At 52.3% G+C, this 13,425-nt stretch carries 14 protein-coding genes; 1 reads left to right on the plus strand and 13 read right to left on the minus strand.

Annotated features, from left to right (window positions below):
• Positions 1–18: 18 nt before the first annotated feature.
• The 10 genes from KFE80_06250 to murJ form a co-directional block, all read right to left on the minus strand.
• Positions 19–633: a hypothetical protein gene (locus KFE80_06250; GenBank protein ID UTW46475.1), complete on the minus strand. Its 615-nt coding sequence runs from the start codon at positions 631–633 to the stop codon at positions 19–21.
• 14 nt (positions 634–647) lie between these two features.
• Positions 648–1,676: a prepilin-type N-terminal cleavage/methylation domain-containing protein gene (locus KFE80_06255; protein UTW46476.1), complete on the minus strand. Its 1,029-nt coding sequence runs from the start codon at positions 1,674–1,676 to the stop codon at positions 648–650.
• Entirely contained in the window at positions 1,673–2,200 is a 528-nt protein-coding gene (gene pilV / locus KFE80_06260) for a type IV pilus modification protein PilV (protein ID UTW46477.1), read from the minus strand. The genes KFE80_06255 and pilV overlap by 4 nt, the downstream gene beginning before the upstream one ends.
• Before the next feature lie 49 nt (positions 2,201–2,249).
• Complete coding sequence (locus KFE80_06265; protein ID UTW46654.1) at positions 2,250–2,804, minus strand: GspH/FimT family pseudopilin; 555 nt, start codon at positions 2,802–2,804, stop codon at positions 2,250–2,252.
• 224 nt (positions 2,805–3,028) lie between these two features.
• On the minus strand, positions 3,029–3,976 hold the full coding sequence (ispH, locus tag KFE80_06270) for a 4-hydroxy-3-methylbut-2-enyl diphosphate reductase (protein ID UTW46478.1): 948 nt from the start codon (positions 3,974–3,976) through the stop codon (positions 3,029–3,031).
• Positions 3,973–4,425, minus strand: coding sequence for an FKBP-type peptidyl-prolyl cis-trans isomerase (gene fkpB, locus KFE80_06275; protein UTW46479.1), 453 nt, complete (start codon positions 4,423–4,425; stop codon positions 3,973–3,975). The genes ispH and fkpB overlap by 4 nt, the downstream gene beginning before the upstream one ends.
• Positions 4,403–4,903: a lipoprotein signal peptidase gene (locus KFE80_06280; protein ID UTW46480.1), complete on the minus strand. Its 501-nt coding sequence runs from the start codon at positions 4,901–4,903 to the stop codon at positions 4,403–4,405. The genes fkpB and KFE80_06280 overlap by 23 nt, the downstream gene beginning before the upstream one ends.
• 51 nt (positions 4,904–4,954) lie before the next feature.
• Complete coding sequence (gene ileS / locus KFE80_06285) at positions 4,955–7,762, minus strand: isoleucine--tRNA ligase (protein ID UTW46481.1); 2,808 nt, start codon at positions 7,760–7,762, stop codon at positions 4,955–4,957.
• 21 nt (positions 7,763–7,783) lie between these two features.
• Positions 7,784–8,737, minus strand: a complete 954-nt coding sequence (gene ribF / locus KFE80_06290; protein UTW46482.1) for a bifunctional riboflavin kinase/FAD synthetase — start codon at positions 8,735–8,737, stop codon at positions 7,784–7,786.
• Between the two features lie 78 nt (positions 8,738–8,815).
• A complete protein-coding gene (murJ, locus tag KFE80_06295; GenBank protein UTW46483.1) occupies positions 8,816–10,414 on the minus strand; it encodes a murein biosynthesis integral membrane protein MurJ in 1,599 nt (532 codons plus the stop codon).
• 420 nt (positions 10,415–10,834) lie between these two features.
• Between murJ and rpsT the strand changes: the two genes are divergently transcribed.
• A complete protein-coding gene (gene rpsT, locus KFE80_06300) occupies positions 10,835–11,104 on the plus strand; it encodes a 30S ribosomal protein S20 (protein UTW46484.1) in 270 nt (89 codons plus the stop codon).
• A gap of 73 nt (positions 11,105–11,177) precedes the next feature.
• On the opposite strand, the gene murA is transcribed toward rpsT, so the two are convergent.
• The 3 genes from murA to KFE80_06315 all read right to left on the minus strand — a co-directional run bounded on the left by murA (position 11,178) and on the right by KFE80_06315 (position 13,362).
• Complete coding sequence (gene murA / locus KFE80_06305; protein ID UTW46485.1) at positions 11,178–12,437, minus strand: UDP-N-acetylglucosamine 1-carboxyvinyltransferase; 1,260 nt, start codon at positions 12,435–12,437, stop codon at positions 11,178–11,180.
• A gap of 81 nt (positions 12,438–12,518) precedes the next feature.
• Entirely contained in the window at positions 12,519–12,752 is a 234-nt protein-coding gene (locus tag KFE80_06310; protein UTW46486.1) for a BolA/IbaG family iron-sulfur metabolism protein, read from the minus strand.
• A 10-nt stretch (positions 12,753–12,762) separates the two neighbouring features.
• Positions 12,763–13,362, minus strand: coding sequence for an ABC transporter substrate-binding protein (locus tag KFE80_06315; GenBank protein UTW46487.1), 600 nt, complete (start codon positions 13,360–13,362; stop codon positions 12,763–12,765).
• Positions 13,363–13,425 lie beyond the last annotated feature (63 nt).

A 13,425-nucleotide genomic window follows, 5' to 3' on the forward strand; every position in this document is an offset into this window, starting at 1 on the left:
TACCTCACAGCAAATCTGTCAATTACTGTCTGTGATACGAATTGTCTGATATGTGGATTGAAGGATTGAGTAGGCGTTTGGGTCTACCCCCCAACCAACCGCAGTGATGCGAAATTTATAGCGAAAATTAACCGCCCTGTTCTGTTGTGACAGGACACCTATTTGGCGGGTATTACCACTGCCATTAAGTGTAGGTATCGGCTCTTCAGACCAGCCTACATATTCGATAACGTAACGAGGATCCTGAGAAGTTACGTCATCTGCTAAACCTGGAGCAGCGATACCGTTGCCTGAACGCCAAAGCGAAACGTCTGAAAAATCCCAAATGAGCCCAGGGTCATCCAATTGGGTATCTTCAAGCACTAAGGTAAAGAAGTTGCTGCCACGATTTCCATCTTGCAAAAATGTTTGCAAGTCCACCTGGGAATTTATGTTATTGGAAACATAAATTTCAGCTGTTCGTAATGCATGTTCAGCGGCATTTTCCGCCAACTGCTGTTGTTGCAGGTTAAACGCCATACGCTGTTGAATGGTCGAATTGGACACTGAGGTAACGCCAATAATTGACATGACCAGCAGTACAATCAGACAGACAATCAGTGCTGCACCACGCTGCTTAACTGATAAATTCATAGTCAGCTCCTTACTCACAGAACACCATTGCGCAAAGCAACTACGTGAGTAACATTTTTGCGCACCAGGCCATCGCCACCACCATCTACACCATCCTGACGACTAAAAGCTCGATCTACTGAATTCATAGTTAACGTCAGCTCAACACTTACTACTTCCTGCCAGTCAATCCCTACATCTGGATCTCTGTACCGAACCGAATTGCCTGTGCGCTCACCAAAACGCACCTGAAGATTTTCTACCCCCTGCAACAGTTCTTCACCATTAGAAAATAGAGCGCAGGATTCTGGATTCGCATTACTACAGGCAGTAGTAGCCTCTACGCTAGTTTCAATACTGTAAGCAACACTGGCTCCAGTGGCAGGAAACAACATTCCCAAGCTGCTACGGCCAAACGGATTTTCGTCTTCTTCGCTTGTTCTATCAGCACTAGCGATAGTCACATTGGACACGTCATTGATTTCAATAGCACTATGCTGAAGCACATTAGTACTTTCCGGGTCACTAGTGACCATAAAAATATTGATATTGGCGCAATCGCTGACGATAACTACATCGCCTCTCTCGATACCAGAGGCAGCCAATTCACCCGCATCAACAGTGACTGAATCATCGTCTGAGCTAGTGACCCTAACCCCAGAACCTGTGATAGCCGACCTGAGAACAAGCGTATCACTGCCATTTAAGCCATTATCATTGGTACCAAATACAGGGCCATCTTCAAAATCGTACAATCTGCCTGTATCAGTTGAGGTATCAATAAAATTCAACACATTTGAACTATCACCAGAACCCTGAGGGTTGAACTGGGCACAGCCCATATACCCGGCTCGAGCGGCGCTTCTGCTAATATGATCCAACACATAACGAATCCCTTCCTGGGTACGCGCAACTCCCTCATTGGCCAGAGAACTCCGGTGTGAATCAGAGTAAAGTTTTACCACTCCCGCCAAAATAATGGACACAAGCGTAATAGAGATCATTAACTCCACCAATGACAGCCCCTTTACTGTATGTGGTGTAAAACCCTGGAAACGGTTCATGGGCGCACCTCCATGCGATAACACGCAAATCCTTGAGGTGGATCAATAGCACCACAGTCCGCCTGACTAATGTTGATACTATCTGCGCGGTTATCATCGCCACCATCATCACCTGTGCGCACTTGCCAGATCACGGATACCGTATAAGTTTGTGTAGCGTTGTCCCAATCAATCGCACCCTGCCCCGAAGGAATTTGTGTTTCCAGTTCTTGCTCCCATTGAGATTGGTCAAAGGCGAGCAAGGCAGCAGAACCACAAGCGGAACTCCCACAATCCGTACCGCCACTGTAGGCGGGCGTGCCTGGGTCACCACCAGTATCTGTACCATCATATCTACCACTACTGGTGCTGGCCGCAGTGGGAGCATCATTAACTCGAATCCGATCCGCCATACTCTGAGCCAAAAACGCCGCTTGAGTAGAAAACATGCCCCGCTGGTTGGCTTTGGTTCCTTCTGCCTGCATTCCTAATACACCGAGCAAACCGATGGCGAGAACAAACAGGGAGATCAACACCTCAATCATAGTCGCGCCTTTGCAGCTGCGCGCTTGCTGAATACTGAAATGAAACACTTTAGTTACCACCCTCTGTCGGACTACCACCTGAAGTTGAGCCACCGCTGGTTCCTCCGGAACTAGAGCTACTGCCGTCGTAGCTTCTAGACACTGTCACCCAGCCCACATTGTTCACATTCAAGTTACTGACATGAGAGCCAGACGGATCTGTAATAGTGAAGGTAACAGCGCCACTAGACTCGCCCCTAGATGTAAAGCTGACAGTTTGTCCGGCTAGGGTGGAGTTGTCTGACAAGCCGTTCCATACTCGCAATACGGTGCCATCGGACACTAATCTTACAATCCACCCTTGATTCCAGTTACCTGTGCAGCTGGCGCCATCAGAACTGGCACAGATACTGACATCTTCATTTTTTGCCACTGCTTCACTGCGAGCGTACTGGATCGCCTGCTTCAAGGCACTTGTATGAGCGGTATGGCGGTTACTGTTGAGAAAGTTATTCATGGCCGGTACACCAATACCCACCAAGATGGCGAAAATGGCGACGGTAACCATCAATTCGATCAGGGTAAAACCCCGTTGTTTGACGTATTTTGGGCGTAGAGTTTTCATGCCGCTACTGTAGTGGATTGCTCAACGGCACACCCGCGGCAATCGACTATTGGTGGCACTTAGCAGACCGGTAACTCTTGACGATTTCGCAAACAGGATGAGCGGCATAAAAGAAGCGATAAGCTGCTCAGCTGAAAGTATGAATTTTGCTAAAAATAGGGCGTTTTTAAGCAAGAGGGCGCCGAGCTTTGCTGGCAATTACAAATTGAGGTTTGCGAAAACGTTCAGGCACGTAGTTCTTTGGGAACCGAAAAGCGAATATTTTCGGGTTCACCATCGAGTTCTTGCGGAGCACTGGCACCCAGCTTGCGTAAACGCTCAATAACGGCTTCTACCAATAGCTCCGGGGCACTGGCCCCGGCGGTAATGCCGATAGAGGAAACACCTTGCAGCCAATTGCTTTGAATATCCTGTTCTGAATCAATCAGGTAGGCGGTTGAGCCACAGCGTTCTGCCAATTCGCGCAGGCGATTGGAATTAGAGCTATTGGGCGAGCCCACCACCAGCACCAGATCACTTTCCAGTGCCAACTGTTTTACCGCATCCTGACGGTTTTGGGTGGCGTAGCAGATATCGTCTTTTCGCGGGCCGTGGATTTTTGGGAATTTAGCCCGCAGAGCGTCGATCACTCGCGCGGTATCGTCCATGGAAAGTGTGGTTTGAGTTACGTAGGCGAGCATATCCGGGTTGCGCACTTCCAGCTTAGCCACGTCTTCTTCATCTTCCACCAGATAGATATCACCACCGGCAGATTTGTCGTATTGGCCAATGGTGCCCTCCACTTCCGGGTGGCCGGCGTGGCCGATAAGCACACACTCGCAGCCATCTCGACTGTACCTCATCACTTCCATATGCACTTTAGTCACCAACGGGCAGGTGGCATCGAATACTTTCAGATTGCGCTGCTCTGCTTCATTGCGCACCGCCTGAGAAACCCCGTGGGCACTGAAAATCACAATGACATCATCGGGTACTTCGTGGAGCTCATCCACAAACACCACACCACGCTCCCGCAGGTTGTCGACTACGTACTTGTTGTGGACCACCTCATGGCGCACGTAGATGGGCGCACCAAATTTATCTAGGGCGCGCTCAACTATATCAATGGCACGGTCCACACCGGCACAGAAGCCGCGAGGGTTGGCAAGACGAATATTGGCGGAGGTTGTCATGGCACAGTTACCGAAACAATGTGAACATCAAACAGGATAGTACGCCCAGCCAGTGGGTGGTTAAAATCAACAGTCACAGTGTTATCGTCAAATTCCGCCACCACACCAGGCACTTCCACTTTATTAGCATCAAGAAACGTCATTACTAGACCGGTTTCAAGCTCAGCGTCTTTATCAAAGCTAGATCGAGATACCTGCTGGATATTATTGGGATTAGGCTGGCCGAAACCCTGCTCCGGCGGCACCGCAAAGCGCTCACGAGCACCGACATTAAGGCCTATCAATGACTGCTCAAAACCAGGTAACAGGTTTCCATCTCCAACCTTAAAGGTGGCAGGATCACCCTCAAAATTGGAATCCACCAGCTGACCGTCCTCCAAGCTCAATGAGAAGTGCAAAGTAACCTCAGCACCCTCGCAAATAGACTCACTCACTGGTTTTTTCCTCATCGTTGTTGCGGTGACCAAATAACGTTTCCCAGACCAGCAATACTGCGCCTATGGAGATGGCCGAATCGGCGATATTAAATGCCGGGAAATGGCGGCCCTGCCAGTGGAAATCGAGGAAATCTACTACCTGTCCAAGCACCACCCGATCATAGAGGTTGCCAACTGCACCACCCAAGACCAAACCCAAAGCAATGGCCAGCAGTCGCTCAGTACGGGACAGCTTGGCAATCCAGATAACCAACGCCACAGATACTGCACCCGATAAACTTGCAAGGAACCAACGCTGCCAGCCACCGGCATCGGCGAACAAGCTAAATGCGGCGCCGGGATTGTAAGCCAGTGTTAGATTAAAAAAGCTGGTGACTTCCACAGGATGGTATCGCTGCAAATCCGCCACTGCCCAGCACTTTGTAAACTGGTCAAGGACAATCACAACTAGTGCCAGCAGGTACCAGGGTAGAGCTTGTTTAAAATTCATAATATTCCGCTTGATAGTGCCATTACCGTAAAGCAGGGATGACGATGGGCATTATGCAAACTGACGAAGCTCGCCATCGCCAAAAGCATTGTCCACACAGCGCCCACAAATCGTCGGGTGTTCGCTGTTGCTACCCACATCTTCGCGGAAGTGCCAGCAGCGTTCGCATTTGGCGTGACTGGATTTGGTCAACACCACACCCAAACCAGGCAGCTCACTGGCCGCTATCTCGCCCGCTTTTTCCAGGGGCTCAACCGTCGCGCCGGAGGTAATCAGCACAAAGCGCAGCTCGTCACCCAGTTTTTCCAAAACGGCTTGCAGCTGTGGCTCTGCATAGAGGGTCACTTCAGCCTCAAGGCCGGCTTTGATCACACCTTCATTGCGGCTGGCTTCAATGGCCTTGTTGGCCGCTTCTTTTACTGCGATTAACTGCTGCCATTCCTGGCCACTCAAGCAAGCATCTTCCAGTTGTGGCAATTCGTACCATTCCGCCAACAATACCGATTCAGTGCGCTCGCCGGGTAAAAAGCCCCAGATTTCGTCAGCGGTAAAACTCAGGATCGGCGCTACCCAGCGGGTAAAGGCTTCGGCAATATGAAACAACGCGGTTTGCGCCGAGCGGCGCGCCAAGCTGTCGGTTTTTCCGGTGTAGATGCGATCCTTGATGATATCCAGATAAACACCACCCATTTCATTGACGCAGAAATTATGTACTTTCTGGTAAATCAGGTGGAAGTTGTAACTGTCGTAAGCGGCTTTTACTTCTTCCTGAAGCTGCGAAGTAACACTAACCGCCCACTGATCCAGAGCCAGCATATCCTGAGCAGCTACCAGGTGCTCTGCCGGATCAAAACCATCCAAATTGGAAAGAAAGTAACGAGCGGTATTACGAATACGACGGTAGGAATCGGAAGTGCGCTTCAGGATTTCGTCCGACACATTCATTTCGGTACTAAAATCCGTGGCTGCCACCCACAAGCGCAGCACATCGGCGCCCAGCTCATTCATCACCTTTTGCGGCGCCACGGTATTGCCCAAGGATTTGGACATTTTGCGGCCGTCCGCATCCACGGTAAAGCCGTGGGTCAGCACGGTTTTATAGGGCGCCACACCATTCATGGCGATGGAGGTTTTTAGGGAAGACTGGAACCAGCCACGATGCTGGTCAGAGCCTTCCAGATACAAATCCGCTGGAAATCTCAGATTGTCACGGCGATTCACCACCGCGTTGTGAGTGACACCTGAATCGAACCACACATCCAGGGTATCGGTGACTTTCTGGTAGTCATCCGCTTCAGCACCCAGTAGTTTGTTGGCATCCAGATCGTACCAAGCGTCCATACCGTCTTTTTCAACCCGCAGGGCCACTTCTTCGATCAAACGCGACGTTTCCGGGTGCAGGTCGCCGGTTTCTTTATGGGCAAACACAGCGATGGGCACACCCCAGGTGCGCTGACGGGAGATACACCAGTCCGGACTGCCGTCCAGCATGGAGTCGATACGGGCTTTACCCCAGCCTGGCAGCCATTGCACCTCATCCGCCGCTTGCTGACATTGCTCCAACAGGCCTTTTTTGTCCATGCTCACAAACCACTGAGGAGTGGCACGGAAGATCAGCGGGGTTTTGGTGCGCCAACAGTGCGGGTAGCTGTGCTCAAATTTGCTTTGCGCCAGCAGGCGATTGTTTTCTTCCACCACGGCAATGATTTTTTCATCGACCTTGTACACGTGCTCACCAGCAAACAGCTCTACCTTGTCCCGGAACAGGCCACTGTCGTCGATATTATTAACGGTTTCGATGCCGTATTTTTTCGCTACCACAAAGTCTTCAGCACCATGGTCGGGGGCAGTGTGTACTGCACCGGTACCAGCATCGGTGGTCACGTGATCACCAAGGATTACCGGCACCTGACGCTCATAGAACGGGTGTTGCAACAACTGGTTTTCCAGTGCTGCGCCCTTGCAACGGCCAACAACTGTGTGTGCTTCCACACCCCAGCGAGCCACCACAGATTCCACCAGCGCTTCCGCCAGCAATAATCGTTGCGAGACACCGTTACGCTGGATTTGCACCAGTACGTAATCCAATTCCCCATGCAGGCTAACCGCCAGACTGGAAGGTAAAGTCCAGGGAGTGGTGGTCCAGATAACTGCAGAGATCTCACCTTCGCCCTCAGCATTCAGCGCCTCGGCAAAAGCCTCTTGATCCACTGCCGGATAAGCCACATCGATGGAGAACGAGGTTTTATCCTGATACTCCACCTCCGCTTCCGCCAATGCAGAACCGCCCACCACACTCCAGTACACCGGCTTGTAGCCTTTGGTGAGGTGGCCGTTATCGATGATCTTTCCCAGTGAGCGGATAATGTCCGCCTCAAACTGGTAGTCCATGGTCAGGTACGGATTGTCCCACTCACCCAGTACACCAAGGCGGATAAAGTCTTTTTTCTGGCCTTCCACCTGGCGCTTGGCGTACTTGCGGCACTCGTCGCGGAACGCCTTGTGAGGCAGCTTGACGCCGGCCTTGCCTTTTTTGGTTTCCACCTTGTGTTCGATGGGCAGGCCATGGCAGTCCCAACCGGGGATATAAGGTGCATCGAAGCCGCTCATGGTGCGCGATTTGACCACGATATCTTTGAGAATTTTATTCACCGCGTGGCCGATATGAATATCGCCATTGGCGTAGGGCGGGCCATCGTGAAGAATAAACTGGTCGCGGCCGGCGCGGGCTTCGCGGATTTTTTCGTAGATGCCGCTATCCTGCCACGCCTTCAACATGCCCGGCTCACGCTGGGCAAGATTGGCTTTCATGGGGAAAGCGGTTTTTGGCAGATTAAGTGTCTTTTTATAGTCAGTCATATCTCTGGCTTCACACTGGCGTCACAGCCCAAAAAACTGTTTGGCTTGTTCAATATCGTTTGCTATGGCCCCCTGCAACTCTTGCAGCGAGGCAAATTTCATTTCTTCACGAATTTTATGGCGGAAAGTGACCGTCATACGCTGACCGTAGATATCACCGCTCCAGTTAAACAGGTGCACTTCCAGAATCGGTTTAACACTTTCTTCCACCGTGGGGCGCACCCCCACATTGGCCACACCTTGCAGCTGCTGCCCAGCCACCTCTGCCTGAACCGCAAACACGCCACTCAAAGGCGCCCGGTAGCGATGCAAATGCATATTGGCGGTGGGCACCCCCAACTGACGCCCCAACTGCTGGCCGCGCACCACTCGGCCACTGATGCTATAAGGCTTGCCCAGCAACGCTGCCACTTCATCAAAGTTGGCCGCATCCAGTTCCCGGCGTACCCGGGTGCTGCTGATGCGCTCGCCATTGCGGCTAACAGTGCGGGTATCCTGCACCGCAAAGTCCTGCTCGCTGCCGACCCGCTGCAATAGAGCAAAATCTCCATCCCGGTCGCAGCCAAAGCGAAAATCGTCGCCGATAATGAGGCTGCGCACTCTCAGTCCTTCAACCAGAACCTGCTGAATAAACTCCCTGGCCGTAAAACTGCGAAAGCGGGCGTTAAATTGCAGGCAACAAACCCGGTCGATTCCCTGGGCAAACAATCCGGTGACTTTCTCCCGTAAGCGCATCAAACGCGCCGGCACCTGCTCACCGCCAAACTCTCCACCAAAGAACTCCCGCGGCTGAGGTTCAAAAATTACCGCCACCGACGGCAAGTCCAGCCGATGTGATTCCTCTCGCAACTGCTGAAGAATCGCCTGATGACCAAGGTGAATGCCATCAAACGAGCCAATAGTCACCACACTGCCATCATCAGCTATTGGCAGGTTGTGAATACCCCGGATAAACAGCGGCGAGGAGTTAGGCACAGACGGTCGACCAGATTGTCAAAACCGGCGAGTATAGCAATGTTTTTGTAGCATATGTGAGACGAAAGATGGGTGAAGCTAAACCTCTCTGGCCCTGAGGTCACGCAAGCGCACACCGGTGGCAAATAGCGCCCCCGCGTACACAGCAAAACCAGCGCCACAGACAATCAGAATACGATAGCCTCGCTGCCACCAAAGCCATTCCTGCCACTGTGTAAACCACTGGTTAAAGCCGTATAAGGCCGCCGCCATCACCGCAGTTGCCAGTATCAGGGTAAACGCAAAACGTGCCTGTCCTGGCTGGGGTTGATACACGCCTTCCTTGCGCAAACCGCGATACAACAATCCCGCATTAAGAATGGCTGACAATGTGGTTGCCAAAGCCAGGCCCACATGGCCAATTTGATAGTAATACTCAAGAGGAATCGCCAATGCCAAGTTGAACACCATATTGGTGACCATGGCGATAATACCTATGCGTACCGGGGTTTTCATATCCTGTCGGGAGAAGTACCCGGTGGCGAGCACTTTGGTGAGCATAAACGCCACCAAACCAAGGGCATAAGCGCGAAGGCTGAGCACCGCCATATCGATATCAGCCACATCAAACTTGTCTGATTTGAACAAAGTGGTAATCAGCGGCTCCGCCAGCATAAATAGCGCCACCATTGCCGGTACAGCGATATACAACACACTGCGCATGGCCCAGCCGAGGGTGGCCTCGAACTGCGCGCCACTGCCAGCGGTATGTTGCCGCGACAGGCTGGGCAGAATCACCGTGGCGATGGCCACGCCAAACACCCCCAGCGGCAGCTCGTACAGGCGATCCGAGTAGTACAACCAACCCACCGCGCCATCTTGCATAAACGCAGCCAGCACCTGATCCAGCAACAGATTTATCTGACTGATCGAAACACCGAAAATTGCTGGCGCCATCAGCAGCAGTATCTTCTGGACACCCGGGTGGTGCCAATCCCACTTGGGCGTCGGCAGCAAATGCAGCTTGGCCAAAAACGGCATTTGAAACAGCATTTGCAGAGCCCCGGCCAAAAACACCCCCCAGGCCAGCGCCATAACCGGCTCGTCAAAATAACCGACACCGATAAAAGCCGCTGCGATCATGCAGACATTCAGTAAAACCGGTGCGAATGCAGGCACCGCAAAACGGTCAAAGCTGTTGAGAATCCCTCCCAGCATTCCCGCCATGGAGATAAAGAACAGGTAGGGGAAAGTGATACGCAACAGCTCACCGACAAGCTCCGCCTTGCCGCCATCACCGCGATACTCAAAACCATAGGCCAGCAATGAGCCCAGCTGTGGAGCGAACACCACCACCAACAAAGTCAGCACTAATACAACCGAGCCCAACGACGCCGCCACCCGATTAATCAGTTCTTTTACCGCTGCGACACCGCCTTTCTCATGGTATTCGTTGAGCACCGGCACAAACGCCTGGGCAAACGCCCCTTCAGCAAACAGGCGACGCAGGAAGTTGGGTATCTTGAACGCCAGAAAGAACGAATCCGCAGAACCACCCGCCCCAATGGTTTGGGCGAATACAATATCCCTTACCAATCCCAACACCCGCGACATCATGGTCATGGAGCCAGTAATCAGGCTGGAACCCAGCAGGCCACGCCGCTTTGTTGGTTTTTCTTGTTGTTCTACAGAATTCATGGGGCGATTGTACGGGGCATGCCTGCATCTACCAAGAATGTTTTATTTGTGTGGCGAAGCGATACGGAACGCCTTCTGAAACACGCCGTGACTTTCTTATCACAGTAAGTATCCATGTAGGCTTCCGTGCGACATCCCTGTCGCACAGAGTTTCAGAAGGCGCTCCATACCACTTCTTAGCATCAAAGCTTTGTACTCCGAACTTGACAGGATATTGGGGGCTTACCTTCCAAGACTCTGTGCCGCATGGACGCGGCACAGAAGCCTACAGGGATGCCTCCCTTATTAACGAAAGTACGGCGTGTCTTGAAAGGTAAGCCCCCAATACACCCCCACAAAACAAACTTGCACACCACCCCAAAAATCTGTATATTGCCGCGTCCTTGAAACCTGACCAGAATTTTTAGAGGAGCACACTCAGTGGCTAACTCTCCACAAGCACGCAAGCGCGCGCGCCAAAACGACAAGCGTCGCGTTCACAATGCAGGCCTGCGTTCCATGGTGCGCACCTACATCAAGAAAGTTTACGCAGCTATCGAAGCTGGTGACGCCGCAGCCGCTCAAGAAGCGTACACCGCTGCCGTTCCGGTAATCGACCGCATTGCCGACAAAGGCATTATCCACAAGAACAAAGCCGCTCGTCATAAGAGCCGTTTGAACGCTCAGGTAAAAGCACTGGCTACTGCCTAAGTTTGTTACCGACGTGGATACTAAAAAGCCCTGATCTTGCGATCAGGGCTTTTTGTTTTGCCTCAAAGAAAGCCTATCCAATACGGCGGATATTGGCTCCTAGCTGCTGCATCTTCTCCTCAATACACTCGTAACCACGATCAATATGGTAAATACGATCCACCAGCGTAGCGCCATCTGCCACCAGACCGGCAATCACCAAGCTGGCTGACGCACGCAGGTCAGAGGCCATTACCGGAGCGCCTTTCAAACGCTCGACGCCAGTGACCATCGCGGTGTGCCCTTCCAGGGAAATCTTGGCACCCATACGATTCAATTCATGGGTTTGAATCAGGCGGTTTTCAAAGATCGTCTCGGTGACCATACCCACCCCTTCGGCTACCGCATTCATGGCGGTAAACTGGGCCTGCATATCCGTGGGGAAGCCGGGATAGGGGGCAGTTTTGAGGCTGACCGCCTTGGGACGTTTGCCGTGCATATCCAACTCAATCCAGTCTTCACCGCAGGTAATATCAGCGCCCGCCTCCTCCAGCTTGAGCAGCACTGCCTCAAGGGTGGATGGGTCGGTGTCTTTCACTTTAATGGAACCACCAGTGGCCGCAGCCGCCACCAGGTATGTACCGGTTTCAATGCGGTCGGGCATGACCTTGAAGTAACCGCCAGGCATTTTTTCAACACCATTGATGGTAATGGTATCGGTACCAGCGCCCTGTACATCACCACCCCAGGCGTTAATGCAATTGGCCAGATCAGTCACCTCTGGCTCACGGGCGGCATTCTCAATAATCGTGGTGCCGTCCGCCAGAGCCGCTGCCATCATCAGGTTTTCCGTGCCGCCGACGGTGACAGTATCCATGAGAATATGCGCACCTTTAAGGCGACCATCACTGGTGGCTTTGATGTAACCGTCCTCAATTTCCACCTTCGCGCCCATTTGCTCCAGGCCGCGCAAGTGCAAATCCACCGGGCGGCTACCAATGGCACAACCACCAGGGAACGAAACGTGGGCCACGGAATGACGGGCCAGCATGGGGCCCAACACCAAAATAGAGGCGCGCATGGTCTTCACCAGCTCGTAAGGCGCGGTTTGGCTGTGAAGTGAGCCGCAATCGATCTCCAGCTCCAGCTTTTCATCCACCACCACATTGCCGCCCATGCACCCCAACAACTCCACCATGGTGGTGATATCGTGCAGATGGGGAATATTGCCAATGGTGACCGGATTTTCGGTCAACAACGAGGCGGCCAGGATGGGCAACGCGGAGTTTTTTGCACCGGAGATGCGAATGCTGCCTTTCAGGGCTTCGCCACCGGTAATTTGTAATTTATCCATGAGTCTAGTTACCCGTTATGGCGTCAGTAAAAAATTCAGTATCAAGAACCAAAGGCCAGCTTGCAACTGTTTATTGACTGGTTATTGGCCAGCCTCTTCCGGTGTCAGCGTGGTCATATGCACAGCGTGTATGGTGCCGTCGGCAATCAATTCAGACAGTGCACCGTAGATCAGCTGTTGGCGCTTGAGAGTTCTTAGTCCTGCAAATAATTCGCCCACGGCGGAAACCGTCAGGTGATTACCTTCGGCCTCCACCTCAATTTGGCAACCGTCCAGCTGAGCGGCAAGGAGCTGTTTTATCTCGTCGAGATTCATAAAAATGCCCTTATACCTTGGAGGCCCAGTTGTCGATGACCTTGTCAACATCGCCACTGTGCTTTTTGGCAGCCTGGGTAAACTGGTTACGGAAGGTTTTGCCGATGTTGACACCACCGATCACCACATTGATGATTTTCCACTCACCCTGTTTATTACGGCCCATGGTGTACGCCACTGGGTAGACTTTGTCCTTGCCGTGTATCTCCTGATTGACCGTTACCTTGCGCTTACCTTTCAGCTCTCCCTTGGGCGGCAACACAACAATTTTTTCGTCGCTGTAGGCCAATAGGCCACGGCCGTAGGTTTCTACCAGGCCGCGACGAAACACATCGGCAAAGCGCTTTTTCTGCTCGTCGCTGGCGGTTTTGCGGTAGGAGCCCATCACATTGGCGGATATCCACTTAAAGTCGATCAGCCCATCCAGGCGCCCTTCCAGGTATTCAAAAAATGGCTCCGGGTCTTCATCGGCGGTATCCCGGTACTGTTCCATACCCGACAGCAAGTCACCGGTCATGGACTCAATCAACTGGTGGGGCTCACTGGCAGCGGCCGAACCGGCCAGCAGCATCAAACCCATCAAAAAAGCAGCAATACGTGAAGCAAACATAACTCTCATTTCTCTTTCGGTTATCCAAGTCAGCACTTTGACCACAAACAGTGGCAATTTACC

Source organism: bacterium SCSIO 12696 (assembly GCA_024397955.1).
In the GTDB taxonomy this organism is placed as follows: Bacteria; Pseudomonadota; Gammaproteobacteria; order Pseudomonadales; family Porticoccaceae; genus SCSIO-12696.